At 61.3% G+C, this 25,977-nt stretch carries 25 protein-coding genes and 1 pseudogene; 20 read left to right on the top strand and 6 right to left on the bottom strand.

Features of this window, described 5'->3' with window-relative positions; translation table 11 throughout:
- Positions 1-3 precede the first annotated feature (3 nt).
- Both GR212_RS06295 and GR212_RS06290 read right to left on the bottom strand, forming a co-directional pair.
- The gene (locus tag GR212_RS06295; protein WP_163985601.1) at positions 4-1,059 is read right to left on the bottom strand and encodes an isopenicillin N synthase family dioxygenase; all 1,056 of its coding nucleotides are present in this window, start codon (positions 1,057-1,059) and stop codon (positions 4-6) included.
- Between the two features lie 160 nt (positions 1,060-1,219).
- On the bottom strand, positions 1,220-1,723 hold the full coding sequence (locus GR212_RS06290) for an NUDIX domain-containing protein (RefSeq protein ID WP_163985600.1): 504 nt from the start codon (positions 1,721-1,723) through the stop codon (positions 1,220-1,222).
- A gap of 133 nt (positions 1,724-1,856) precedes the next feature.
- Between GR212_RS06290 and GR212_RS06285 the strand changes: the two genes are divergently transcribed.
- From GR212_RS06285 to GR212_RS06270, 4 genes are all read left to right on the top strand, one after another.
- On the top strand, positions 1,857-2,243 hold the full coding sequence (locus GR212_RS06285) for a VOC family protein (protein ID WP_163985599.1): 387 nt from the start codon (positions 1,857-1,859) through the stop codon (positions 2,241-2,243).
- A 38-nt stretch (positions 2,244-2,281) separates the two neighbouring features.
- Positions 2,282-2,758 (top strand): GNAT family N-acetyltransferase, encoded by a 477-nt coding sequence (locus GR212_RS06280; RefSeq protein ID WP_163985598.1) that lies wholly within the window; start codon positions 2,282-2,284, stop codon positions 2,756-2,758.
- Between the two features lie 222 nt (positions 2,759-2,980).
- On the top strand, positions 2,981-3,562 hold the full coding sequence (locus GR212_RS06275) for an isochorismatase family cysteine hydrolase (RefSeq protein WP_246725693.1): 582 nt from the start codon (positions 2,981-2,983) through the stop codon (positions 3,560-3,562).
- Positions 3,552-4,433: a phosphotransferase gene (locus GR212_RS06270; RefSeq protein ID WP_163985596.1), complete on the top strand. Its 882-nt coding sequence runs from the start codon at positions 3,552-3,554 to the stop codon at positions 4,431-4,433. Before GR212_RS06275 ends, GR212_RS06270 begins: the two co-directional genes overlap by 11 nt.
- A 31-nt stretch (positions 4,434-4,464) precedes the next feature.
- Here GR212_RS06270 and GR212_RS06265 read toward each other — a convergent pair whose 3' ends face one another.
- The gene (locus GR212_RS06265) at positions 4,465-5,022 is read right to left on the bottom strand and encodes a cytochrome b (protein ID WP_163985595.1); all 558 of its coding nucleotides are present in this window, start codon (positions 5,020-5,022) and stop codon (positions 4,465-4,467) included.
- A gap of 239 nt (positions 5,023-5,261) precedes the next feature.
- A pseudogene (locus GR212_RS06260) lies at positions 5,262-5,495 on the bottom strand (helix-turn-helix transcriptional regulator); the annotation flags it as partial.
- 136 nt (positions 5,496-5,631) lie between these two features.
- Between GR212_RS06260 and GR212_RS06255 the strand changes: the two are divergent.
- From GR212_RS06255 to GR212_RS06225, 7 genes are all read left to right on the top strand, one after another.
- Positions 5,632-8,553 carry a monovalent cation/H+ antiporter subunit A gene (locus GR212_RS06255; RefSeq protein WP_348643451.1) on the top strand — a complete coding sequence of 974 codons (2,922 nt, stop codon included), beginning with the start codon at positions 5,632-5,634 and terminating at the stop codon, positions 8,551-8,553.
- A complete protein-coding gene (locus GR212_RS06250; RefSeq protein WP_163985593.1) occupies positions 8,553-8,891 on the top strand; it encodes a Na+/H+ antiporter subunit C in 339 nt (112 codons plus the stop codon). The genes GR212_RS06255 and GR212_RS06250 overlap by 1 nt, the downstream gene beginning before the upstream one ends.
- A complete protein-coding gene (locus tag GR212_RS06245) occupies positions 8,888-10,519 on the top strand; it encodes a monovalent cation/H+ antiporter subunit D (protein WP_163985592.1) in 1,632 nt (543 codons plus the stop codon). Before GR212_RS06250 ends, GR212_RS06245 begins: the two co-directional genes overlap by 4 nt.
- The gene (locus tag GR212_RS06240; RefSeq protein WP_163985591.1) at positions 10,519-10,995 is read left to right on the top strand and encodes a Na+/H+ antiporter subunit E; all 477 of its coding nucleotides are present in this window, start codon (positions 10,519-10,521) and stop codon (positions 10,993-10,995) included. The genes GR212_RS06245 and GR212_RS06240 overlap by 1 nt, the downstream gene beginning before the upstream one ends.
- The gene (locus GR212_RS06235; RefSeq protein ID WP_163985590.1) at positions 10,992-11,273 is read left to right on the top strand and encodes a K+/H+ antiporter subunit F; all 282 of its coding nucleotides are present in this window, start codon (positions 10,992-10,994) and stop codon (positions 11,271-11,273) included. The genes GR212_RS06240 and GR212_RS06235 overlap by 4 nt, the downstream gene beginning before the upstream one ends.
- Positions 11,270-11,653 (top strand): monovalent cation/H(+) antiporter subunit G, encoded by a 384-nt coding sequence (mnhG, locus tag GR212_RS06230; protein WP_163985589.1) that lies wholly within the window; start codon positions 11,270-11,272, stop codon positions 11,651-11,653. Before GR212_RS06235 ends, mnhG begins: the two co-directional genes overlap by 4 nt.
- A 151-nt stretch (positions 11,654-11,804) precedes the next feature.
- Positions 11,805-12,749, top strand: coding sequence for an isoaspartyl peptidase/L-asparaginase family protein (locus GR212_RS06225; protein WP_163985588.1), 945 nt, complete (start codon positions 11,805-11,807; stop codon positions 12,747-12,749).
- Between the two features lie 56 nt (positions 12,750-12,805).
- Here the strand turns inward: GR212_RS06225 and GR212_RS06220 are convergent, their stop codons facing one another.
- Complete coding sequence (locus tag GR212_RS06220) at positions 12,806-13,378, bottom strand: GNAT family N-acetyltransferase (protein ID WP_163985587.1); 573 nt, start codon at positions 13,376-13,378, stop codon at positions 12,806-12,808.
- A gap of 670 nt (positions 13,379-14,048) precedes the next feature.
- Here GR212_RS06220 and msrB point away from each other — a divergent pair.
- Together msrB and GR212_RS06210 are read left to right on the top strand one after the other, a co-directional pair.
- Positions 14,049-14,537, top strand: a complete 489-nt coding sequence (gene msrB / locus GR212_RS06215) for a peptide-methionine (R)-S-oxide reductase MsrB (RefSeq protein ID WP_163985586.1) — start codon at positions 14,049-14,051, stop codon at positions 14,535-14,537.
- 18 nt (positions 14,538-14,555) lie between these two features.
- Complete coding sequence (locus GR212_RS06210; protein WP_163985585.1) at positions 14,556-16,409, top strand: cytochrome c biogenesis protein DipZ; 1,854 nt, start codon at positions 14,556-14,558, stop codon at positions 16,407-16,409.
- Positions 16,410-16,449: 40 nt separating this feature from the next.
- On the opposite strand, the gene GR212_RS06205 is transcribed toward GR212_RS06210, so the two are convergent.
- Positions 16,450-16,998, bottom strand: a complete 549-nt coding sequence (locus tag GR212_RS06205) for a cupin domain-containing protein (protein WP_163985584.1) — start codon at positions 16,996-16,998, stop codon at positions 16,450-16,452.
- 143 nt (positions 16,999-17,141) lie between these two features.
- On the opposite strand from GR212_RS06205, the gene GR212_RS06200 reads away from it, so the two are divergent.
- From GR212_RS06200 to GR212_RS06170, 7 genes are all read left to right on the top strand, one after another.
- Positions 17,142-18,476 carry an aspartate aminotransferase family protein gene (locus GR212_RS06200; protein ID WP_163985583.1) on the top strand — a complete coding sequence of 445 codons (1,335 nt, stop codon included), beginning with the start codon at positions 17,142-17,144 and terminating at the stop codon, positions 18,474-18,476.
- A gap of 392 nt (positions 18,477-18,868) precedes the next feature.
- Positions 18,869-20,014, top strand: a complete 1,146-nt coding sequence (locus GR212_RS06195) for an ABC transporter ATP-binding protein (protein ID WP_163985582.1) — start codon at positions 18,869-18,871, stop codon at positions 20,012-20,014.
- A 20-nt stretch (positions 20,015-20,034) separates the two neighbouring features.
- Complete coding sequence (locus GR212_RS06190; RefSeq protein WP_163985581.1) at positions 20,035-21,267, top strand: ABC transporter substrate-binding protein; 1,233 nt, start codon at positions 20,035-20,037, stop codon at positions 21,265-21,267.
- Positions 21,268-21,290: 23 nt separating this feature from the next.
- Complete coding sequence (locus tag GR212_RS06185; protein WP_432444354.1) at positions 21,291-22,235, top strand: carbohydrate ABC transporter permease; 945 nt, start codon at positions 21,291-21,293, stop codon at positions 22,233-22,235.
- Positions 22,228-23,040, top strand: a complete 813-nt coding sequence (locus GR212_RS06180; RefSeq protein ID WP_163985579.1) for a carbohydrate ABC transporter permease — start codon at positions 22,228-22,230, stop codon at positions 23,038-23,040. The genes GR212_RS06185 and GR212_RS06180 overlap by 8 nt, the downstream gene beginning before the upstream one ends.
- 2 nt (positions 23,041-23,042) lie before the next feature.
- A complete protein-coding gene (locus GR212_RS06175) occupies positions 23,043-24,746 on the top strand; it encodes an amylo-alpha-1,6-glucosidase (RefSeq protein ID WP_163985578.1) in 1,704 nt (567 codons plus the stop codon).
- 13 nt (positions 24,747-24,759) lie between these two features.
- The gene (locus GR212_RS06170) at positions 24,760-25,794 is read left to right on the top strand and encodes a substrate-binding domain-containing protein (RefSeq protein WP_163985577.1); all 1,035 of its coding nucleotides are present in this window, start codon (positions 24,760-24,762) and stop codon (positions 25,792-25,794) included.
- The last annotated feature ends 183 nt before the right edge of the window (positions 25,795-25,977 follow it).

Here is a 25,977-nt window from a genome sequence, read left to right as displayed (position 1 = left end):
CCGTCAGCCAGCCGTCGCTGCTTGTTCCGATGCCAGGAGATCCGCATAGTGGGCGCGGGCGACATCCGGGTGCGACCGCAACCGGCTCTTGAGCTGGTTCTGGCCGACGTCGCGGAAGATCGGATTGAGCGGATCGACCGAGATGCCGCGCTCGGCGCGCTTCAGATCGTCCGGCAGTTCGATGACGGGAATCGTGGCGTCCGGCCGGGAGCCCAGGAAGAAGGCAACGGAAAACCGCTCGACACCGGCAGGCGGCGCGATGACATCATGCACGTCGGCGCGCACGAAGCCGTTTGTCGCAAGCTCGAGCAATTCCCCGGTGTTGATGATGAAGGTGCCGGGAACCGGCGGCGCGGCGATCCAGACGCCATCTTCCGTGCGCACGCGCAGGCCGGGTGTCGTATCCTGCAGCAGCACGGTGACGAAGCCGCCGTCCTTGTGGGCGCCGACACCCTGGTCCGTTTCGGCGACGTCGCGACCCGGATAGCGGATGATCTTGAGAAGCTGCGAGGCTTGCGGCTCGTATATGTCGGCAAAGACGTTTTCATCCTGGCCGAGCGCCGCGGCGATCGCCTTCAGAACGTCGATGCCGATGCGCGTCACCTCTGCTTGATAAGCAAGCAGCAGCGGCTTGAGTTCGGGCAATGCTTCCGGCCACTGGTTCGGCCCCTGTAGCCGCCGCCAGGCCGGTGTGTCCGGGCCGATCTCGAAAGGTGCGCTTTCGGTGTTGATGTCGAGCTGCTCGCGCCAATCCTGCTCGCCGCGGGTACGCTCCTGTCCGGCGCGGTTGTAGCCACGAAAATGCGGCGACTTCACCATCTCGATCTTGAGTTTCTCTTCCATCGGCAAGGCGAAAAAGCGCTTCGCCGTCGCGACGACGCCTCTGATCAGTTCAGGATCGACACCGTGGCCCGTCAGATAGAAGAAACCATGATCGTATAGCACCGTACGAAGCTCTGCGACGAATGCCTGGCGTTCTGCGGGCGAGGCGTAGAATCGGGAGATATCGAGCGTCGGCAACGATGTTTCGATGCCCGACGGCGAGGTGTGAGGGGTCAACGGGGTTTCCTCTTTCAAGCTAGTCTTGTTATCGAGGCAGATGCGAGCTGCCAATCGTGGATTGAGGCACGCTAGAATCCATCCGCCCCAAAGGCAAAGAAGATAATCTTAAAGAATTCCGATCTTTGGAACGGTTTTTGCTGTGCCCGGTCTGTCGCGCTCAGACCACGTCCCGACGCACGAAATGCCGAATGCCCTCGGGCCCGGCCTCGACCAGATCGCGTAAGGTCGGCGGCACCAACTCAAACCGGTCGAGCGCAGCCCGTGTGGCGGGTGCCCAGCGAAATTCGAGGTCGGCATTTCCGTCTTTCACCCGATGCACGATTTCCGTTGCGTGAAACAGGAGCGGTTGCGACAGCTCCGCCTCATAGTAGAAGCCGACTTCGTGAACGCGCCGGCCGGAAAGTTCGAAGAAGTTTTCGATGATGAAGCGCAAGGGGCCGACAGCCGCCTTGCAGCCGATTTCCTCCTCGATCTCGCGGGCCAGCGTTTCGGCGCCGGCCTCGTGAAACTCCACCCGGCCGCCGGGCAGAGACCAGAACGTCTCTCCGACCGCGCGATGAATGAGGATATGATCGCTGGAGCGGATCAAGGCGCCCGCCCGCAATTGAAAGCGGGATTCTGCCGAGTCGATGACAATCATGGTGCGCGCGGTTTCCGTCACGGATTGACCCTCCGGTTGCGCGATACGATGAAGATCATCTTTCCTGTATCGCTTCTGGTGTTGAGGTGTATCGAAGTCGTTTATAGGTTGTTTCTCTCCCGGTTCATCCTCCCCATTGGACGAGATTTTGGTGATGCGCTTCGTCAATCCCATTCCTTTCGTGACCGACATTGCCCGCTCGAAGGCATTTTACAGTGAGCTGCTTGGCCTCGGGATTGTGCACGACTTCGGCAACTTCGTGCTCTTCGACACCGGCTTTGCGATTCACGACGGCAAATCGCTGGAACGAACGATCTGGAAGAAAAGCGATGAGACATCTGAGCGATATGGCCGCGGAAACATTCTTCTCTATTTCGAACATGAGGACGTGGATGCAGCGTTCGAGGCGATCGCACCGCATGTGGACCTCATTCATCCCGTCGAGAGACAGGAATGGGGGCAGCGCGTGTTCCGCTTCTATGATCCTGACGGCCATGCGGTAGAAATCGGCGAGCCTCAGCTGGGCTTGGCGGCCGACTGACGCTTTTGCTCTTCGGCTTGAAACGGGGGAGAACGAGGATGCGGTTCGGACAGGATCTCCAATTCGAAGAGATTGCCGTCGATCTTCCGTACGATTTTGAGATGCTGCGCCGCGATGCCGCCCGCGAGGGCAAGCAGTTTGTCGAGAGGTTGCATGCCGAATGGGAGAGTGGCAGGCAGCGGTTCACCGGAGTGCATGAGGCCCTTGTCGCTGCCCGGGTGAATGGCGATCTTGCCGGGATCGGCGGACTGACGGTCGATCCCGGCATGACGTCCGCCATGCGCATGCGCCGCTTCTACATTCGTCCATCCCACCGGCGCCATGGCATCGGTCGTCAACTGACGATGACGCTCCTGAGCCGGTCGATTGCGAATGGAACAATCGTGACAGTCAATACGGACGATGCCGGCGCGGCCTTATTCTGGGAGACGTTGGGCTTTCAGTTCGATCCGAAAGCTGGCCGCACCCACCGGCTTCGATGGCAAGGGCAGGAGGCTGTCGGCTCAACGGATTGACAGCCGGTTCCAACCACCCGACCATTGCTGCGAGGAGTCGCAGGCTTCAGCGTCAATGGTGGTGGGATGGCTTTGAATCACGAGGTTGCGACAACGACAGAGCCTGAAGGCCCGTCGCCGAAATTGCATAATTGGCTTATCGAACCTCGCGAATATGCGCGGCAGGAGCAAAGGCGAGGCCGGCGATTTGCTTTCGAGCGAATTGCACCGCGCCGGACCGCATTGGTCGTCATCGACATGATCCCGTTCTTTGTCGCGGAGAGCGGATATTGCCGGGGAATCGTGCCGAATATCGAGCGGCTGGCCGATACCGTTCGGGCAGGCGGCGGTCTTGTCTCCTGGGTCGTGCCGGGTTCCGTGCAGCTTCATCCCGCTTTGGCCGAGGAGTTCTATGGCCGGGATATCGCAGAGCTGTTCCGGACATCGGGGGGATCAGGACCGATCGCGGAGAGAATCTGGTCAGGTCTTCATCGGGCTCCGGGCGACCTCCTTCTGGAAAAATTCACCTATAGCGCCTTCTTTCCGGGCTCCTGCGATTTGCCGCGCATGCTGGGAGCACGGGACATCGACACGGTGATCATCACCGGTACGCTGACGAACATATGCTGTGAGTCGTCAGCAAGAGATGCCTTCGCGTCCGGTTTTCGAGTGATCTTCGTGGCTGACGCCGCCGCAGCAAGACGCGACTGCGATCACAACGCCGCACTGCACAATATCTACCGCAGCTTTGGCGATGTGCGCCCGACGGAGGAGATCGTCAGCCTCCTGCAACAACAGACGGCTGATTGGCTCGATGATGCTTGATGATATCGTTTTGGAAGACTCCGCGATCCGGCGCCTGCTTTTGCAGGTGACGCCGCAATGGGCCGATCTTCCCATTCGCCGCCTTGTCTCTTCGGGCACGGACAACGCGATCTATCGATTGGGAGAGGAACTGCTGCTGCGTCTTCCCCGCCGCGAGACCGCGGCCAATCTGATTTCCAAGGAACTCGATTGGCTGCCTCGCTTTGCAGAGCTGCCGCTCGAAGTGCCGCGACTGCGTTTTCGTGGGAGCTTCGATTTTGGCTTGAAAGGCGATTTCGGCATTTTCGACTGGATGGAAGGCGATATTGCCTCGCCGCGAAATATTGCCGATCCGCTTGCGGCAGCGCTTGCGCTTGCGAACTTCCTGAACGGCCTGCATCTCGTGGAAACGGAGGGCGCGCCGCTGGCGGGAGAAAGCAACCATCGTCGGGGCGTGAAGCTGGAAGCCCTGTCGTCGGTCACGCTTCCCGCCATCGACATTCTTGCGGATGAAATTGATGCGGATGCAGCGATCAGGCTTTGGAAGCGGGCCTGTGCCACCGTTCACCGCGGCCCGCCGGTTTGGCTGCACGGCGATATCAAGGCGGATAATCTGATCGCCAGAGGTGGACTGCTGACCGGGGTCATCGACTGGGGTCTTTGTGCCGTCGGCGATCCGGCTGCCGACTATGCCGCCGCGTGGACCTGGGTCGACCCTTCCGCTCGTGAGGCATTTCGCGATGCTTGCGGTGTTGGCGATGCCGATTGGCTTCGCGCGGAAGGATGGGCACTCTATGCCGCCGTCATTGCCTTGAGCTACTATCGGGGTGGGAAAAACGAGGCGCTCTCCGAACAATCGCGCCTCACCCTGGCTCGTCTCGGTATGCGATAGCAGGTCGATCTGTCTGCGATACAAATGCCTGCTACAGCATGCGCTGCAGCACCTCATCCTTGCGGAAAAAATGGTGCCAGAGGGCCGCCAGGATATGAAGGCTGACAACGGCGTACAGGCAATAGGCGCCATATTCATGAATTTCGGCGGCTGTTCTCTCCAGCCCTTTGTCGAGCGGCAGCAGATTGGGCCATTGGAAGAGGCCGAACCACGGCAGATCGTGACCGCCGGCGGCGGAGGTGGTGTAGCCGGCAAGCGGCATCAGGAGCATCAGGGCGTAGAGCAGGATATGCGCGCCGCGGGCGGCATAGTGGTTGAAGACGTCAAGCGGCCGCCGATAGGCGGGCTCGCCAAGCGAGAGCCTGAGCGGCAGGCGGATTGCGATGAGGACGAGCGCCGTCATGCCGAGCGATTTATGCACGTCGAGGAGGGCTCGGCGCAAGGGGACGCCCGGCGTGAGGTACGAACAATAGAGGCCGATGACGAGCGCCGAGATGATGACGATGGCCATGAGCCAATGCAGGATCCGTTGCGATGGCCGGTATCGGGTCGTCGATACGGTTGCCGAGGCTTCGGTGGTGGTGGACATATGTTTCTCCGGTCGTCTGGGGGATGCGGCGCGGAGGTTTGATCGGCTGGAATATGGCTGATTTGAGGGCTCGTCCGTTCACCTTCTCGCGAGCGGTGGAGCATCCGCCGCCGGTGAGCCGGCAGCCATATTCGATGCTACTGTCCCGTTTTCGAAGAGGCCGTATGCCCTCGCTCGGCGGAAGAGGCGATGATCTCGCAGCTTTCGGTATGCTTCGGCGCAGGGGCCGCAACGGGAAGAGCCTTGGTGCAGATGCCGATCTCATGTCCGTCGATACGGAAGAAGGCGATGCCTCCCGTCTCGAGCGCCTGCCGAAGCTGGGCTTCCGTGGCCCGATGCAGGCTGTGGCGATTGCCCTCATAGTCGCGGATCGTGCTGCGCGATACGCCCGAGCGGTCGGCAAGGTCCATCTGCGTCCAATCAAGGAAGCCGCGGGCTGCTCGGCAGAGCGCTGGTGTCAAAATCATCGCCATTTCACCTTGACGCCGGGTTCAAAGCTGCCCATATTGGGCGATATCTATCATATAGGACATAATTCGACGGTTTTCTAGGGGGTGCCATTATGGCAGTCTGACCGAAGCCGGCCAAGCGAAGGAACGACGTTTTGGGATAACCAGCGGGCCTGTTTTCATTCTGGCACTTTTGGCTCTGCCGTTTATCGGAAGTCTTCTTTCCGTATGCCTGTTGCGCACACAGTCTCGGCGTGGTCCGGCCTGGATCGCCGGGACGACCACATTTCTGGCGCTGCTGATTTCAGCGAGCTTCTATCCCGCCGTCAAGGACGGTGGCGTCGTCCGTTATAGCATAGAGTGGCTGCCGCAGCTCGGGCTCGATTTCAGTCTCCGGCTGGATGGCTTCGCCTGGCTGTTTTCGCTCGTCATTACCGCCATCGGCTTTCTCGTCATCGTCTATGCCCGCTACTATATGTCGGAAGAAGATCCGGTTCCCCGTTTCTTTTCCTTCCTGCTTGCCTTCATGGGAGCGATGCTCGGCATCGTGCTTTCGGGCAATGTCATCCTGCTCTCGATATTCTGGGAGCTGACGAGCATCTTTTCCTTCCTGCTGATCAGCTATTGGCACAACACCGCCGCCGCGCGCGATGGTGCCCGCATGGCGCTGACGATCACGGGGATCGGCGGTTTCTGCCTGCTGATCGGATTGATCCTGCTCGGCCACATCGTCGGCAGCTACGATCTGGACAAGATCCTGGCCTCGGGAGACGTCATCCGCAACCACCCGCTCTACCTGCCTGCGCTGATCCTCATCCTGCTGGGAGCGCTGACGAAGAGTGCGCAATTCCCCTTTCATTTCTGGCTTCCGAACGCCATGGCGGCGCCGACGCCCGTCTCGGCCTATCTGCATTCGGCGACGCTGGTGAAGGCCGGGGTCTTCCTGCTTGCCCGCTTCTGGCCGGTTCTCGCCGGCACGGACGAGTGGTTCTATATCGTTGGCGCCGCCGGCATCATCACGCTGCTGCTGGGCGCCTACTTCGCGATGTTCCAGCAGGACCTGAAGGGCCTGCTCGCCTATTCGACGATCAGCCATCTCGGTCTCATCACCACCTTGCTCAGCCTCGGAAGCCCGCTCGCCACAGTCGCCGCCATCTTCCATATGCTGAACCACGCGACCTTCAAGGCGTCGCTGTTCATGGCGGCCGGCATCATCGATCACGAGACGGGCACCCGCGACATGCGCCGTTTGAGCGGCCTCTTCCGCTACATGCCGTTCACCGGGGCGCTTGCGATCGTCGCGAGCGCGGCCATGGCCGGCGTTCCGTTGCTCAACGGCTTCCTGTCGAAGGAAATGTTCTTTGCCGAGGCCATAGAGACCCACGCCGATTCCGTTCTCGACCGCATGCTCCCCTACGTGGCGACGCTGGCGAGCGCATTCAGCGTCGCCTATTCCCTGCGCTTCATCCAGACGGTCTTCTTCGGGCCGCCGCCGACCGATTTGCCGATCGCCAAGCCGCATGAGCCGCCGCGCTGGATGCGCTTCCCGATCGAGCTCCTGGTCGTCGTCTGCCTCGTCGTCGGCATCGCCCCGGCCCTGTCGGTCGCGCCCTTCCTGCAGGCAGCCGTCGTCAGCGTCCTGCACGCTGATACGCCGCAATACAGCCTCTCGCTTTGGCACGGCTTCAATCTGCCGCTGGTCATGAGCATCATCGCATTGGTCGGCGGAACCGTTTTCTACTTTGCTTTCAAGGATTATCTGGGTCGATGCGAGGACGGGCCACCCATTTTCCGCCGGCTGAAGGGGCAGCGCATCTTCGAGCGGGTGCTGGTGGAAGTCTCCTGGCACTGGGCCCGAATCGCGGAAAAGCGGATCGGCACGCGCAAGCTGCAGCCGCAGCTTCGCTGGGTTGTCGTCACCGGCTTTGCGGCAGGGCTGCTTCCTCTCTATCTCTCCGGCTTCGAGGCGACGCATTTTGCGTTTTCGGGGGCGGACCCCGTCTTCGCGGCGATCTGGGCGATCGGCATCTGCCTGGCGATCGGCACCGCCTTCTTTGCCAAATACCACCGGCTCGCCGCCCTGGTGATGCTCGGCGGCGTCGGGCTCGTCGTCTGCATGACGTTCATCTGGCTTTCCGCGCCCGATCTTGCCATCACGCAGCTTCTCGTGGAGATCGTCACGACGGTTCTCATTCTGCTGGGGTTGCGCTGGTTGCCGAAGCGGAATGAGGGGATCGACGATACGGTCAACCTGCGCGCTCGCTTCCGCCGCTTTCGCGATCTTGCGCTGGCCGTCATCTGCGGCGTTGGCATGATGTTTATCTCCTACGCCGTCATGACCATGCCGGTGCCGGACGCCATTGCGAATTATTTCCTCGAAAACGCCTATTCGAAGGGTGGCGGCCGCAACGTCGTCAACGTGATCCTGGTCGATTTCCGCGGCTTCGACACTCTGGGCGAAATCGCGGTCCTCGGCGTCGTCGCATTGACTGTCTATGCGCTGCTACGCCGTTTCCGTCCGGCTCCTGACAGCATGGAGATGCCGGAGCAGCAGCGGATTCAGAACCGCTTCGACGAGGAACGGCCGGAGCGGTCCGCCGGCGATACAGTGCGCGACTATCTGCTGGTGCCTTCCGTCATCATGCAGTGGATGTTCCCGTTCGTGATTGCGCTTTCGGTCTATATCTTCATGCGCGGGCATGACGCCCCCGGCGGCGGCTTCTCGGCCGGCTTGACGCTTTCGATCGGCTTCCTGCTGCAATATCTGGCCGGCGGTACGCGCTGGGCGGAGGATCGCATCCGTATCCTGCCGCTGCGATGGATGGGAGCCGGGCTTCTGGTGGCGACGGCAACGGGTATCGGGGCGTGGTTCTTCGGCTATCCGTTCCTGACGTCGCATTTCCAGTATCTGGACGTCCCGTTGATCGGCAAGGTGCCGGCCGCCAGCGCCCTGCTTTTCGATCTTGGCGTCTTCATGCTCGTGGTCGGCTCCACGGTTCTGATCCTTGTGGCCCTCGCGCACCAGTCGATCCGCATCAACCGTCTGCGCGCGCTCGATGCGGACAAGGCAAAGGGGGATTGATGGAACTCATCTTGTCCATTGCGATCGGTGTGATGACGGCCTGTGGTGTCTGGCTGATCCTGCGCCCGCGCACCTATCAGGTCATCATCGGGCTGTCGCTTCTGTCCTACGCGGTCAATCTCTTCATCTTCGGAGTGGGTGGCGTGAAGACAAACGTGCCGCCGCTGCTTGGCGACGGCACCGCGACGCGTGCGCTTGCAGATCCGGTGCCGCAGGCCCTGGTGCTGACGGCGATCGTCATCGGCTTCGCGACAACGGCCCTGTTCCTCGTCGTCCTGCTGGCCTCGCGCGGCCTGACCGGCACGGACCATGTGGATGGAAGGAACGACCGTAAATGACGGGCTGGTCGCATCACCTCATCATCGCGCCGATCCTCGTTCCGCTGATTGCGGCCGCGCTGCTTCTGTTCATCGACGAGCGCTCGCGCACGCTGAAGGCGCTCGTGAGCCTGGCCGCCACGCTCCTGCTGGTGGTCATCGCGCTCGCGCTCTTCCGCACGGAAGGCGGATCGGCGGGCCAGGAGCGCGCCTATCTGCTTGGAAACTGGAGCGCCCCCTTCGGCATCGTGCTCGTGCTCGACGGGCTTTCGGCGCTCATGCTGCTGCTGACGTCCATCGTCGCCGTCGCCGCGCTGATCTTCTCGCTGGCGCGCTGGCACGCGGTCGGGGCGCATTTTCACACCATGTTCCAGCTGCTGCTGATGGGCGTCAACGGCGCGTTCCTGACCGGCGACCTCTTCAACCTCTTTGTCTTCTTCGAGGTCATGCTGGCGGCGTCCTACGGCCTGCTCCTGCATGGCTCCGGGCCGCTCAGGGTCAAGGCGGGCATGCACTACATTGCCGTCAACCTCGCGGCGGCGCTGCTCTTTCTCATCGGCGTCAGCCTGATCTATGGTACGACGGGAACGCTGAACATGGCGGATCTCGCAGTCCGTATTCCGGAAATGTCCGCCGATCGCCGTATGCTCATGCAGGCGGGCGCCGGCGTGCTCGGCATTGCTTTCCTCATCAAGGCCGGCATGTGGCCGCTCTGCTTCTGGCTGCCGACGGCCTATAGCGCGGCGTCGGCGCCGGTCGCGGGCATATTCGCCATTCTGAGCAAGCTCGGCATCTATGTCATTCTGCGGCTGACGATGCTCCTGTTCAGCACCGGGCCTTCCGCAGGATTCGGCGCGCCCGTGCTTCTTTATGGCGGCATGGCGACGCTGATTTTCGGAACCGTCGGCGTGCTGGCGTCGCAGGCGCTCGGCCGGCTGGCCGGCTTTGCGGTGCTCGTCTCGTCCGGTACCCTGCTCACGGTGATCGGCATCAACGACGGCTCGATTTCAGCCGGTGCCTTGATGTATCTCGTCAGCTCGACCCTGACGATCAGCGCCTTCTTCATGCTGATCGAGCTCGTGGAGCGCGGACAGGATGCCGGCGCCAGCGTTCTCGCCGTCACCATGGAGGCGTATGGCGATGCAGAGGAGAAGGAGCCGGCGGAAGGCGAGGGCGTCACCATGCCGGGCACCATGGCCATGCTCGGTATCTGCTTTGCCGCCTGCGGCATCCTGCTTGCCGGCCTGCCGCCGCTTTCGGGTTTCGTCGCCAAGTTTGCCATGCTTTCGGCCATGATGGGAACCGGCGCGATCGGTATTCCTCCGAGCGCTGCCGTCTGGACGCTGATCCTGCTCGTCATCCTCTCCGGCATTGCAGCCCTGATCTCCATGACGCGCGCCGGCATACGCACATTCTGGAGTTCGCTGGAGGGCACGGTTCCACGCGTGCTCGTCATCGAGATATTTCCGGTGATGGGCCTGCTCGCATTGACGCTGGCACTGACCATCTGGGCCGGCCCTGTCATGCGGTACATGGACGCGACCATTCGCACCCTTAGCGATCCGAGCGTCTACGTGGATGCGGTTCGCAACGCTGTTGTCGCGCCGGCTACCGCCGCGGTCGAGGCAAGCAAAGCGGGAGGCCTGTGATGTTGCCTTATCCGCTTCTGGCGCTGAGCTTGATCCTGATGTGGCTGCTGCTGAACGGCTTCACGCTTGGCCAGTTGATCCTCGGCATTGTCGTTGCAGTCTTTGCCTCCTGGGGCATGGCGTCGCTGCGGCCCAGAAAGCCTCGGCTGCGGAAATGGTATCTGCTGCCCAAGCTGTTCTTCCGGGTCGTCTTCGACGTCCTGAAATCCAATCTTCAGGTGGCATGGATCATCCTGAGGGGACGGTCGCGCACCGCCACGCCGGGCTTCGTGGTCCTTGAGTTGAGGGTCAGGGATCAGATTTCGCTTGCGCTGCTCGCCATCATCCTGACCAGCACCCCGGGCTCCGCATGGCTGGAATATGATTCCAACGACAATACCGTGCTGCTGCACGTCCTTGACCTCGAGAACGAGGCGGCATGGCGCGATACGGTCGCCAATCGCTATGAAAGCTTGCTGATGGAGATATTCGCATGAGCGCCACCATCATCCAGATGTCCGTTGCAATCGCACAGGTGATGATCGTGGCCGCGATGGCGATTGCTTCCATTCGTATGTTTCGCGGACCGCGCGCGCAGGATCGCATCATCGCGCTCGACACACTCTACGTCAACGCCATGCTGCTCCTGCTGACCTTTGGCATCGGCACCGGGCGCGTCGTCTATTTCGAGGCGGCGCTCGTGATCGGCATGCTCGGCTTTGTCGCGACCGTTGCGCTGGCGAAATTCCTGATGCGCGGGGAGGTGATCGAGTGAGCACGCCCTTTGAAAGCATGCCTCTATGGGCGGCAATCCCCGTCGGTGGGCTTCTCATCGTCGGCGCCTTCTTTACCCTGGTCGGCGCCATCGGCTTCTTGCGGCTTGGAACGTTCTACGAGCGTATCCACGCGCCCACATTGGGCACCAGCGGCGGCATCGGTGCGATCATGATCGCGTCGATGATCTTCTTCTCGGCCTTGACGCAATCGCTCGTCATCCATGAACTGCTGATCGGGGTGTTCGTGACGGTGACGACGCCGGTCACCTTCATGCTGCTCGCCCGTGCGGCGCTCCATCGCGATCGTGTTGAGCAGAACGGCAATGTTCCGCCCAAACAGTCGCCCGAAGAAACGTCGCCCGGAAGCCATTCGTCATAGGCGCCTGATCCTTTCTTTCATGTGTGGCCGATGCCGTCTGGCGACGCGCGGTGCGTAAGAGTAAGGATGCACGCCTGGTCAGGCCGATCGGTCCTCATTCAGGGGCGGTCATCGGCAAGAGCGATATGACGACACAGGAGCGGAGCAGGAAATGACGAAGATCGCGCTGGCTATTCATGGTGGCTGCGGCGTCATGCCGGAGGACAGCATGACTCCCGAGGAATGGGAAGGGGCTCGCCGCGATCTGGCTGCCGCCCTGCGTGCGGGTCATGCGCGGCTGCGGGCCGGCGACAGCGCGGTCGATGCCGTCGAGGCCGCGGTCGTGGTCATGGAGGACAGTCCGCATTTCAATGCCGGGCATGGTGCCGCATTGAACGAAAACGGCCTGCACGAACTGGATGCCTCGATCATGAGCGGGGCAACATTGGAGGCCGGTGCCATCAGCGCATCGCGTGCGATCCGTAATCCGGTCAAGGCGGCGCGCGCGTTGATGGAGGACGGCCGCGCCGTATACATGACCGGGCCTGCGGCCGATCGCTTTGCCGAGGCCAAGGGCCTGCGGATCGAGCCGCAATCCTATTTTACCACGCCGAAGCGGGTCGAGGCGCTGGAGGCGATGAAACGCCATGCCGCCGCCGGCACCGACGGGACGGAAAACGAAAAGCACGGCACGGTCGGGGCGGTCGCGCTCGATGCCGCAGGCCACCTGGCGGCCGCGACCTCGACGGGTGGATACACCAACAAGCCGGAAGGGCGTGTGGGCGACAGCCCGATCATCGGCGCGGGCACCTATGCGCGCGACGGCGTCTGCGCCGTGTCGGGCACGGGTCAGGGCGAATTCTTCATTCGTTATGTCCTGGGGCATGAGGTGGCGTCTCGCGTGGCCTATCTGAAGCAGGATATCGCGACCGCAACGGAAGGGCTTATAATGCAAGACCTCGCGCCTCACCAGATCGGTGCCGGGCTGGTGGCTATCGATGCTCAAGGCGTGGCTGTCGCGCCTTACAACACGCCGGGGATGTTTCGCGGCTGGGTGACGCCCGAAGGCAGAGCCTTCGTCGCGACCCACGAGCAGGTCTTCGAAATCGATCTGTAATGGAAGCCTTCGTGTAAGGCCGTAGGCCAGTTCTCGCTCGGGCAAGAAGCGGGCCCTCAATCTCCCGTGTCGGCCTTGAGGCCGATATTTCGTGCTTCCTTTTCAAGCACATAGCAGCGCTGAACAATGGACTCGCGGCGGGAGTGCGAGAAAAGCTCCCTGCTGCCGACCTGCTCGAAGCCCAGTTTCGTCAGCACGCGACCCGAGGCGGCGTTGTCGGAAGCATGACCGGATTCGAGCCTCGACAGGCCGGCGTCCTGGAAAACGAAGCCGATCAGCGCTTGCGCCGCTTCGAACGCATAGGCCTTGCCCCAGGCCGATCTCTCCAGCCAGTAGCCGAGACTACCCAAACGGCCGTCGATACCATCGACGTCGACGATACCGATCATTCTTCCGGCTTGCTCGATCGCGAAACGATAGGCCGTGCCGTCGGCCCATTCACGCTCATGGCTGGAAAACCACTCCCCTATGGCGCGCTTGTCCGGCGGATAAGTGGCGTTGCCCAGCATGCGCGTCACGTTCCAATCGCTCTGGATTTCGAACGCCCGGCCTGCGTCGGTCGCAGAGGTGGGCCGCAGGCAGAGGCGCGCCGTCCCGATGGAAACACGAGGGAGCGATTGCCTGGTCATCTGGAACGCCTCGCCGATGGTGTGTTGCGCATGCGATCCCCGCACCGATACCTGGTTTTGCTCTTTTTGCGTGTAGTAGCCATGGATACTACTGTTCGTCGGAATTATAGCAACATCGAAGGAATGCGTTCGCGAGCCTTTTCCCATGGCACATCAAGCGTTCGATCCGGCGGTATATTCTTTAGCGTCAGCCAATATATTGCCGCAATGGGCGCGCAAAAGCGCCGCCTCTTGCGGGCCTAGCCGGCAGGAACATCGGGACCGGCCGTGAGAGCGTTCCGTTTACGAGGGGCGAACCCCCTTTCGCGGTCCGGTCCTTTCTTCCCTGCCGATGCCTTTGGCGTCTTCGTTCGGCGAACCGGATCCGGTGATTGCGACGCGGCATCTCCTCGCCTCCTGACGTGGGCTTCAACCGTCCGCCCAGAACGGCGATACGCGTCTGGCCCGCTCTCTTTGAAGGCTTGTCTCCGCCGCTGATGTCAGTGAGCAGTTTGTCTGCTATAAAGGCTATGGGCCATCCGGATCACGTTTTGGTGTTCTCACCAGCATGTGTGTAACAAAATGGCCGTCTCTTCCGTAATCCATAGTGACGCGACATGCCGCTGCCCGGACTATGGCAGCTCGAATGTCCTTTGAGCCGGCGGCTTATCCGCTGAAGGAGAACGGTGCGATGCTGAATAGACGACGAGTGCTTCTAGCAACGGTTCTTGGTGCCATCGGTTTGAGACTGGGCTATGGTTCCGCCGCAGCCAAAACGCCCGCGAATTTTCCCGTCTCCCATACGGACGAGGAATGGCAGAAGATATTGACATCAGACCAGTATGCCGTCCTGAGGGAGGAGGGAACCGAACGGCCCTTCACCAGCGCGTTGTTGAACGAGCATGGCAAGGGTAACTTCGCCTGCGCCGGCTGCGATCAGGATGCCTTCTCCTCGGCCACGAAGTTCGACAGCGGTACGGGCTGGCCAAGTTTCTGGGCGCCACTCGACGGGGCGGTGGCAACGTCGCGCGACGCGTCTTTCGGCATGGTGCGCAACGAGGTGCATTGCAGCCGCTGCGGCGGCCATCTCGGCCATGTTTTCGATGACGGGCCGAAACCGACCGGGCTTCGCTACTGCATGAATGGCGTTGCCATGAAATTTCATCCGGCTACTGCCTGAACGATCAGAGACCGACCGATGCTTTTGTTTATTCTCGCTTATCTTGGCGGTGTTCTGACGATCGTCAGCCCCTGCATCCTGCCTGTCTTGCCATTCGTCTTCGCGCGGGCTGGTCAACCCTTCCTGCGCAGCACACTGCCGATGCTGATCGGCATGGCGGCGACCTTTGCCGCCGTTGCGACGCTTGCAGCCTTCGGCGGCGGCTGGGCGGTGACGGCGAACGAATATGGACGCTATGCGGCCATGGCGCTGCTTGCGCTTTTCGGCATCATTCTGCTGTTTCCGTCGCTTTCGGATCGCTTGACGCGCCCGCTCGTGTCGCTTGGCGCGCGGCTGTCGCAATCGGCCGATCGTTCGAGCCGGAGCGGAGGGTCCGCGGTTGCGGCATCGTTGCTGCTGGGCGTGGCGACCGGTCTGCTCTGGGCGCCCTGCGCCGGGCCGGTTCTCGGCCTTATTCTGACCGGGGCCGCGCTCCAGGGAGCAAGCGTCGGCACGACGCTGTTGCTGCTTGCCTATGCGCTCGGCGCGGCGACATCGCTTGCGCTTGCACTTCTGATCGGCGGCCGCGTTTACCAGGCGATGAAGCAATCGCTCGGCATCGGCGAGTGGCTGCGCCGTGGCGTCGGCGTTGCCGTGCTGGTCGCGGTCGTTGCGATCGCAATGGGGCTGGATACAGGCTTCCTGACACAGGCCTCTCTCGCAAGCACAGCATCGCTCGAGCAGAATCTGGTCGACCGCCTCCGTGCCCAGGATCCGAACAAGCCGTCATCGGTCGTCATGAAGAATGACGGCGGTGCGATGATGAGCGCCACCAACGAGATGATGATGAGCGCAAAGCCGGATGGAGCCGCCGGCGGCGGTTCGATGGCAATGGCGATGACACAGAAGCCTGCCGCCGCGCAGCTGCCGGTCGAAGGTCCGGTTCCCTCGCTCGACGGTGCCGTGCAATGGCTGAATTCGCCGCCGCTGACCGCGGCCGGGTTGAAGGGAAAGGTCGTTCTGGTCGACTTCTGGACCTATTCCTGCATCAATTGCCTGCGTGCCATTCCCTATGTCGAAGCCTGGGCGCAGAAGTACAAGGATCAGGGCCTTGTCGTCATCGGCGTGCACGCACCCGAATTCGCCTTTGAAAAGAACGTCGACAATGTGAAGAAGGCCATTGCCGATCTCGGCATCACCTATCCCGTCGCGATCGACAACAACTACGCGATCTGGCGTGCCTTCGATAACGAATATTGGCCCGCCCACTATTTCATCGACGCACAGGGGCAGGTACGCCACCACCATTTCGGTGAGGGCGATTACGATCAGTCCGAGAGGGTGATCCAGCAGCTTCTGGCCGAAGCCGGCAAGGCAAATGTCTCCAGCGATATCGTCGCGGTAAAGGCAACGGGCGCCGAGGCCGCAGCCTCGGACGAAGCGGATGTCCAGTCGCCGGAAACCTATGTCGGCTACCTGCGTTCGCAGAACTTTGTCGATGATGCTGGCACGGTGAACGATGCTGCCCATGACTATGTCGCGGCAACTCCGAAACTCAACGAGTGGGGTCTTGCCGGCAACTGGACGGTTGGCGGACAAGAAGCGACCTCAAACAGCACCGATAGTCGCCTGTATTACCATTTCCATGCCCGTGACCTGCATCTCGTGCTTGGGCCGGCGGCGGACGGAAAGCCTGTCCGGTTCCAGATCACCATCGACGGCAAGCCGCCGGCAGACAGCCATGGCGTCGATACGGATGCGGACGGCAACGGCGTGGTAACAGGGCAGAGGCTTTACCAGCTCGTTCGGACAAGTGGTCCGGTCTCCGACCATACGTTCGAGATCAAGTTCCTCGATCCCGGCGCCCAGGCCTACGCGTTCACGTTCGGCTGACCGAGGTCGATTGCTCCTGAAAGGGCCGCCCGGCGAGAAATCAGAAGCTGGGCGGCGTGCAGGCGCTGATGACTTCGCAGGGCACCGGCCCGACGCAGCGGAAGCGGTGCGGGCGGCGGCTTTCGAAGTAATAGGCGTCGCCTGGCCCGAGAATGCGCCGTTCGTCATCGACGATGACTTCGAGGCGGCCGGACAGGACTATGCCGCCTTCCTCTCCTTCATGCACCAGCGGCACCTTGCCGGTATCCGCCCCCGGCTGATAGCATTCCTTCAGGATCTGAAGGCTGCGGCCGAAGAGATTTTCACCGATCTGGCGATAGGAAATCGGCCCTTTGCCGATCTCGACCAGCTCCTCGGCCGCATAAAAGGCCTTCTTCGGCGCTTCCGGCTCGAAGGCGAAGAATTCGGCAAGCCCGATCGGGATGCCGTCGAGGATGCGCTTCAGCGCGCCCACGGACGGATTGGCCGAATTGGATTCGATCAGCGAGATTGTCGAATTGGTCACGCCGGCGCGCTTGGCAAGCTCGCGCTGGGAAAGGTTGCGCGCCAGGCGCAGATGACGCAGGCGATTGCCGATATCGACGGACATCACGGCCTCGGGTTTCAGATGTTCGAAATATCGAAAACATCCCATGCCGGAAAAGCAAAATCAATGCCTTAAGTGGATCAAGAAAAGGACTTGTTCGGAACAGGAAAATCGCTGATGTCAGGGATAGCGCAATGGAGGCGACAATGGACAAGATCACGCACCCCAATACCCCTGTTCTCGACAATTTCTGGATGCCGTTCACGGCCAACAGGCAGTTCAAGGCAGCGCCTCGGCTGCTCGCCGCCGCCGATGGCATGTATTACACCGATGTCGACGGCAACAAGGTGCTCGACGGTACGGCCGGGCTCTGGTGCGTCAACGCCGGCCATGGGCGCAAGAAGATCGCGCAGGCCGTCGAGCGCCAGCTTTCCACCATGGACTTTGCTCCGACCTTCCAGATGGGCCATCCCATCGCCTTCGATTTTGCCGCCAAGCTTGCCGCGCATGCGCCGGGCGGCCCCGAAGCGGGGCTCGACCGTGTGTTCTTCACCGGCTCGGGGTCCGAATCGGTCGATACCGCTCTCAAGATCGCCATCGCCTATCAGCGCGCCATCGGGCAGGGCACGCGCACCCGTATCATCGGCCGGGAAAAGGGCTATCACGGCGTCGGTTTCGGCGGCATTTCCGTCGGCGGCCTTGTCAACAACCGCCGCGTCTTCCCGCAGATTCCCGCCGATCACATGCGCCATACTCTCGACATCGAGCGCAACGCCTTCAGCAAGGGGCTGCCTGCGCATGGTATCGAACTTGCCGAGGATCTGGAGCGGCTGGTCGCTCTGCACGGCGCTGAAACGATCGCCGCCGTCATCGTCGAGCCGATGTCCGGTTCCGCCGGCGTCGTCCTGCCGCCGAAGGGTTATCTGGACCGGCTGAGGGCCATTGCCGACAAATACGGCATCCTGTTGATCTTCGACGAAGTGATCACCGGCTTCGGCCGCCTGGGCACGCCGTTCGCGACGGAATATTTCGGTGTCGTTCCCGATCTCGTCACCACCGCGAAGGGCATCACCAACGGCACGATACCGATGGGCGCCGTCTTTGCCAGCCGCAAGGTCTACGACGGCCTGATGACCGGCCCGGAAAACCAGATCGAGCTTTTCCACGGCTATACCTATTCGGGACATCCGGTCGCTTGCGCTGCCGGTCTCGCGACGATGGAGATCTACGAGGAGGAAGGGCTGCTGACGCGCGCCGCCGAGCTGGCGGACGACTGGGAGAAGGCGCTGCATTCGCTGAAGGGCCTGCCGCATGTGGTCGATATCCGCAATCTCGGCCTCGTCGGAGCCGTCGAACTGGCACCGCGCGACGGCGCTCCCGGCACGCGCGCCTATGACGTTTTCGTCGACTGCTTCCAGAAGGGGCTGCTGACCCGCGTGACGGGCGACATCATCGCACTGTCGCCACCGCTCATCATCGAACGCGAGCAGATCGAAACGATCGTCTCGATGCTGGCCGATGCGCTGAAGCGGGCGGCCTGATAATTTGCAGGTCTGGCCGGCGCTGATGGCGCCGGCCAGACGTCCTTCCATGGATCTTTCCGCACCCGATCTGCTGTTGGTCGGTTGCCATAAGCCGAACCACACGCATGGCCATCTAGCATCCCGATGCATTTGAACGCGGTGGCCATACGATGTCGTGAGCCTGTTCCGACATTGAAGCCTTTTCGGAATTCCTCCCCTGGACATGACGGAAGATTCGCCGCGAGCGAGAAATTCGCGGCCGGATAAATCTTCATTGAGACGGCTTGTCCTACCCGTCATCCACATCCTGACATAAAGCGCATCAAAGGCCCTTTACAAAGAAGTTAAACGTTTTTATTTTGATATAAACGTTTAACAAGATGCCTTGCATCGCCGACAGGGAGGGACCGTTGGCACCCATTCGTATCGATAATCTCCGCAAGGGCTTTGGTTCGCTGGAAGTGCTCAAGGGCATCGACCTCGATATTGCGGATGGAGAATTCGTCTGTTTCCTGGGTCCTTCGGGCTGCGGCAAGAGTACGTTGCTTCGCTCGATCGCCGGTCTGGAAAAGCTGGATGGCGGCGTCATCCGTCTTGGCGAGCGCGACATCACCCACGAACCGTCGGCCAGGCGCGACATTGCCATGGTTTTCCAGAATTATGCGCTCTATCCGCATATGAACGTCCGCAGGAACCTGTCCTTCGGATTGGCGCTCAACGGCATGAAGCGCGGCGAGATCGATCGCCGCGTGGAGAATGTCGCAGATATCCTGCGCATCAAGGAGCTGCTCGGCCGCAAGCCGCGCCAGCTGTCCGGCGGCCAGCGGCAGCGTGTTGCCATCGGCCGCGCCATCGTGCGCGAACCGAAGCTCTTTCTGCTCGACGAGCCGCTTTCCAATCTCGATGCCGGCCTTCGCGTGACGATGCGCGTCGAATTGGCCGCGCTGCACGCCCGTCTCGGCACGACCATGATCTATGTGACGCACGATCAGGTCGAGGCGATGACGTTGTCCGATCGTGTCGTGGTCCTCGACAAGGGCAAGGTCAGCCAGTTCGGCACGCCGCTGGAGCTGTTCTACCAGCCTGCCAATCTTTTCGTGGCCGGCTTCATCGGCTCGCCGCGCATGAATTTCATCGAGGTGGCCGGAGCGTCGGGCCAGGGTTCGGGCATCACTCTTTCGGGCGGCGGCCTGATGCGACCCGTGACCTTCGAAACCGACCCGCCGACAATCCGCCCGAACGGCAAGTTCACCCTCGGCATCCGGCCGGACAAGATGGAAATCGTCTCCGCCGGCGAGGGAGAGATTGCCGGAACTGTCCGTCTCGTCGAGCGGCTCGGCACGGAAAGCCATGTGCATATCCATCTCGACGACGGCCGCGACATGACGGCGGTGGTTCGTGGCACGCATCCGGTCGCCAACGGCGAAACGGTCCATCTGCGGCTGCCGCCGCAGCATTGCTACCTGTTCGACGCTGAGGGGAGCGCGGTGCGCCGCCGCCTCGATGCCGAGACGCAGGCTCTTATCCATCATGAAAAGGGGAAGCGGGTCGCCTGATCCGGAACGGGAGTAGAGGAATGAAGAAGAGTGCGAAGATCTTTGTCAATTCACTGATCGCCTTGACGCTTGCCGGAGCCACGGCGGCGCGGGCGGATCAGGTTTTGCGGTTTGCCACCTGGGACTCAGGCGAAAGCCTTGCGATCGAGCAGAAGATCGCCAGCAAATTCGAAGAGACGCATCCGGGCGTGAAGGTGCAGGTGGAGCCCTATGCCGACGGCTTCGATCAGAAGCTGGTGGCAGCCTTCGGCGCCGGCAATCCGCCCGACGTCATGTATATGTGGAACTTTCCGCAGTATTACACCTCGCTGATGCCGCTCGACGATCTGATTGCGCGCGATGCCGCCGAGATCAAGCCCGACGATTTCCCCAAGGGGCTGATGAACACCACGCGCGTCGACGGCAAGATCTACGGCATGCCGGCGGGCTTCACGACGCAGGTCGTGTTCTACAACAAGGACATGTTCAAGGCCGCCAACGTCGAGGAGCCGAAGGATGGCTGGACCTGGAGCGACCTGCGCGCCAAGGCGGCAAAGTTCCGCGACAAGGACAAGAAGATCTACGGCTTCGCGGTCGATGCCAAGCCGGACCCTTATGATTTCGAGCAGTTCCTCTGGTCGAACGGCACCAAATACATCTCCGATGACGGCAAGACGATCGACGGCTACATGAACAGCGATGCGGCTGCCGAAGTGCTCGACATGTTCGCCGACATGGCGAAGAAGGAAGAGGCCGTCACGCTCAATGTCGGCGACGACACCACCGGCCTGACACTCTTCAAGGACGGCAAGATCGCCATGTTCCAGAGCGCCATGTGGTCGAAGGCCGGCATCGATGCGGCTGGCTTCAGCTATGGCGTGGCGCCGCTGCCGAAGTTCGGCGACAAGACCGCCCATTCGGCGCTCGGCGTTTCGGCGATTTCGATCGCCAAGGACGCGGCCCATCCCGACCTTGCCTGGGAATTCGTAAAATTCTTCTCCTCGCCGGAAGCCGTCGCCATGCGGACCAACGACCTTCCCGTGCGCTCCAGCGTCGCCGAGGCGAAGGGCATGACGAAGGACCCGGTCTACAAGCCGTTCTTCGACATTCTCGCAACCTCCGACAAGGAGACGCATGCCTTCCTTAAGAACCCGAATTGGGGGAAGATTCAGGACAATCTCGCCCGCGCCATCGAAGCGACGATGATCGACCAGGGCAACGCCAAGCAGCATCTGGATGATGCCGTGAAGCGTTCGCAACGGTTCTTGAAGTAGGCGGGAGCGGGGAGATGAACATGATGCATCCAGACGGCGTAAGGCCGCTAACGCAGAAACGGCAATCGGCTCTTATGAGCCATCTGCCGGCCTATCTCTTCATCTCCCCATGGATTTTGGGGTTCTTGCTTTTCACTCTCGGTCCGCTGCTGTTTTCGCTGACCATGAGCTTCTATGATTGGCCGGTGGTCGGCGCGCGCACCTTCATCGGCCTCAAGAACTATCGCACCATGCTCTTCGACGACCCCCAGTTCTGGGACAGTCTCTGGATCACGGTGAAGTTCGCGGCGATCTATGTGCCGTTCAACATCGTCATGTCGTTCCTGATCGCTCTATTGCTGCATCACGCTACGGTCTGGAGCGGGTTCTTCCGTACCGCCTTTTATCTGCCAAGCGTTATTTCCGGCGTTGCCCTGGTAACGATCTGGAGCTGGATCTACAGCCGGCAATACGGCCTTTTGAACTTCATGCTGTCATTGGTCGGCATTGATGGACCGAACTGGCTCGGCGATCCGGGCCTGGCAATCATCGCGATCCTTATCGCCAGCCTCTGGGGTTTCGGCGGCACGATGCTGATCCTGCTGACCGGCCTCAAGGCGATCCCCAAGGAACTGTACGAGGCAGCGACCGTTTCCGGCATTCCGGGCTGGGCGCAGATGCTGTTCATCACCCTGCCGATGCTGGGGCCGATGCTGCTTTTCACCTTCATCACCTCGATCATCGCCGCCTTCCAGCAATTGACGATCGCGCTGCTGCTGACCAAGGGCGGCCCACTGGGCTCCACCTATTTCTTCGCCATGTACATCTACGACAATGCCTTCAAATATTTCGATATGGGCTATGCGGCTGCGGGCTCGTGGGTGATGTTCATCATCGTGCTCGCTCTCAGCCTGCTCGTCATGCGCTGGTCGGCGGCATGGGTCTATTACGAGGGCGAGGTTCGCGAAAAGGGAGGTGACCATGCGTAAGACGCTGCTCTATTCCGCCCTCATCCTGCTTTCCGCTCTCTTCATCGCGCCCTTTTATTGGACCTTCATGACGGCCATCAAGAGCCAAGCCGATCTCTATCGGTTTCCGCCGGTCTTCTGGCCCTCGGAATGGCACTGGGAAAACTTTGCCGCCGCCTGGAGCAAGCAGCCTTTCGGCACCTATTTCCAGAATTCGCTCATCGTCGTCGTGTTTTCGACCATCGGCCAGCTCATGTCCAGCTCGCTGGTTGCCTATGGCTTTGCGCGTTTCAAGTTTCCCGGCCGGGATCCGCTCTTCATCCTGCTTCTCGCCACCATGATGATCCCTTGGGACGTCAAGATGATCCCGCTCTATATGGAATTCAATCTGCTCGGCTGGATCAACACGCTGAAGCCGCTGATCGTTCCGGCCTATTTCGCCGATGCCTTCTTCGTTTTCCTGCTGCGCCAGTACATCATGACGGTGCCGATCGAGATCGATGAAGCGGCGCGCATGGATGGCGCCAATTCCTTCGATATCTACTGGCGCATTCACCTGCCGCTGATGATGCCGGCGCTCGTCCTGGTCGGTACGTTTCACTTCATGAATGCCTGGAACGACTATCTCGGGCCGCTGATTTTCCTCAACGATCAATCCAAGTACACGCTGACGCTCGGTCTCTCGATGTTCAAGGGACTGCATGAGGTGGACGTGACGTCGATCGCGGCGATTACCGTGGTGCTCTGCCTGCCACCGCTCGCGCTCTTCTTCCTGGCGCAGCGTTACATCATGGACGGCGCCGTGGGCTCGTCGGTCAAGGGGTAGCCATGCTCTTCGATATCGCTCATATCCCCTTCAGCCGGCGGGGGCGTTTCCTTACCCTGTCGATGATGTCCGTGCCCGGAGGCGCCGGTGAGCAGGCGCTTTATCTGCGCTTCGTGGCGGGCGGCGACGAGCGACCGTCTCTCGGGCGGCTGTGTCGCGTGGACTTTCTCGATATGTCGGGCAATCCGGCGAAGCCGGCTTTCGAACTTGCGCCTGAGCGATTGATCGTGCGCGGCAATCACGGCGCGGCCGAATTCGTCATAGGCGAAGGGGAGCGGCTGCATATCCGCGGCGCGTGCGGCGGCGTGCGCTTTCACCTCGAAGGGTCGCGCTACGACTACCTCTATCGCACGCCGCAGGGCGAGCCGTGTCTGGTCGCTGCCGCCGAGAACGTGAAGTTCATCCCGCGCGCCGATCTCGGCTCGCTCGCCGTCACCGGCTCCTGGCAGCGGGATCATTCGGAGAAAGTCAGTTTCACCTTCTCCGGAGAGGGTGCCTTCGAAGGCAACATCGACTTTTTCCGTACCGTGCCGCCGCGCGAGCGGCCCGGTTCGTTCGATCAGGCTTTGGCCGGGGCGCGCACGGAATTCGCCGCGTGGCATGAGGCTATGCCGCACGGCCTTTCGGATCAGGCGGAAGCGCATCGCCTCGCAAGCTATCTTCTGTGGGCCAATACCGTCCCCACAGGCGGCGCGCTCACCCGACCGGCGATCTACATGTCCAAGAACCACATGATCAACGTCTGGAGCTGGGACAACGCTTTCTCGGCTCTCGGCGTCGCCGGGGTCGACAAGGATCTGGCCTTTGACCAGTTCGCCGTCATCTTCGATCATCAGGACGCCTCGGGGCTGCTGCCGGATTACGTCAACGATCGCGACGTGCTCTTTGCCTTCACGAAACCGCCGGTGCATGGCTGGGCCGTCTCGCTGATCGAGGCAATGCAGCCGGGTTTCCTGACGGCGGAGCGCAAGGCCTATCTCAGGGCCGCGATCGGCCGCCAGGTCGACTATTGGCTGACCCATGCCCGCACCGGCAACGATGCGCTTCCGTGCTACTTTCACGGCAATGACAGCGGCTGGGACAATTCCACCTTCTTTGCCGAAGGCGGCCCGGTCGTCACGCCGGATCTGCCCGTTTTCCTCATCCTTGCCTGCGATGCGCTTGCTGCCCTTCTGGACGACGATCGGCTGCGCGCCGAGGAGTGGAAGCAGAAGGCGGATCGGCTGCAGGCGATGCTTTTCCGGGATCTCTGGACCGGCGAGACGTTTCGCGCACGCCTGATGCAAGACCCCGGCCGCGAACTGCCCGACCAGAACCTGATCCAGTTCATGCCGTTGCTCCTCGGCGAGAGATTGCCGCGCGATATGGCGCGAAAACTGGTGACGCGGCTCGCCGATGGCGGATACGTCACGCAATGGGGGCCGGCAACCGAAAGCGTGAAGAGCCCCTTCTATGAGGATGATGGCTATTGGCGCGGCCCGATCTGGGCGCCGACCACGCTGCTGCTCTGGGATGGCTTGCGCAAACAAGGAGAAATGGAAATGGCGCGAACAATCGCGGAAAAGTTCTGTTCTCTTGCTTCCAAAAGCGGTATGGCCGAAAACTTCGACGCTCGGTCGGGGAGGGGATTGCGCGACCGGGCTTTTGCCTGGACATCCGCCGTCTATATTCTCTTGGCCGCCTCCCTCAGCACGAAACAGCCGTAGCGAGCCGAACTGCATGCAGAGACCGACGATCAAGACTATCGCGCAGGAAACGGGCCTTTCGATCGCAACCATATCGAAAGCTCTCAAGAATTCGCCGCAGGTCCGTCCGGAAACCCGCGCGATCGTCGTAGCCGCTGCCGAGCGCGTCGGCTACGAGCTCAACATGCATGGCGTACAGCTGCGCACCGGCAAGACCTATCAGGTGGCCGCCATCATGACCGCGCCCGGGCCGAAGCAGCAGGAATGGGAAGGCGTCGAATATGCTCAGCTCTTGAGCGGCATCTCCTGGGCGCTCGAGGAAAGCCCTTACCGCGTCTCCCTCTATGCCGTCCGCAATTTCGAGGAGAGCCTCGCGACTATCCGGCAGATCGTCTCGCTCAAGAAGGCCGATGGCATCATTGTCTCCGGTACGCGCGCCGACGACCCCCGCGTCCGCATCATGCAGGATGCCGATTTCCCGTTCGTCACCTATGGCACGACGATCCACAACGATCCGCACGCCTATGTCGATGCCGACAATGAGCAGATGATCCGTCGTTCGGTAGCCCGCCTCGTCGAGCGCGGCCACCGGCGCATCGCGCTCATCAATCCAATGGCGGATCTGAGCTACGCGATTACCCGTCTCGATGCCTATCGCGGTGCTCTGGATATCGCAGGCTTGCCGTTCGACCCGGCCCTTGTCGTTCACGACCGGCTGACGCCTGCTTTCGGTCGCGAGAGCGTCCTGACGATGTCCCGGCTGCCCGATCCGCCCACGGCCTATATCTGCGCCAACGAAGCCTCGGCGCTCGGGGCCTTTTCCGGTTTCCACGAGCGCGGTCTGGTGCATGGACGCGATGCGGTGATCAATGCGACCGACGATCTCAATGTCAGCCAATATTTCGCGCCGCCGATCACCACCTATTTCCTGCCGATCAACGAGCCGAGCGAGCTGCTGGGGAGCTATATTCTTCGCCGTATGGAGGGCGAGCCTCCTGAGGCTCTTCAGGCGCTCATCATGCCCAAGCTGATCGAGCGTTCGGACGATCGAGTCGTCCCGAAGCGCTGAGCAGGCTAGCCTTTCCTGCATTCGAGCGGAAATTATCCGAGACGTCTTCTTCGTTTCGGGGCCGGTTTCTCTTGCTCTTCGATGTCGCGCGCTCTCCTGCTGGAAATTGTGAATATCGGCAATAAAAACGTTTATATTTTGTATTGAAAACGTTTATATTCCTTGTTAGGAAGCCAAGGCATG

The sequence above is a fragment of the Martinezella lusitana genome (assembly GCF_010668395.1).
Classification (GTDB): Bacteria; Pseudomonadota; Alphaproteobacteria; order Rhizobiales; family Rhizobiaceae; genus Rhizobium; species Rhizobium lusitanum_A.
Note: the sequence above shows the minus strand (reverse complement) of the source record. Positions and strands in the feature narration are given on the sequence as shown.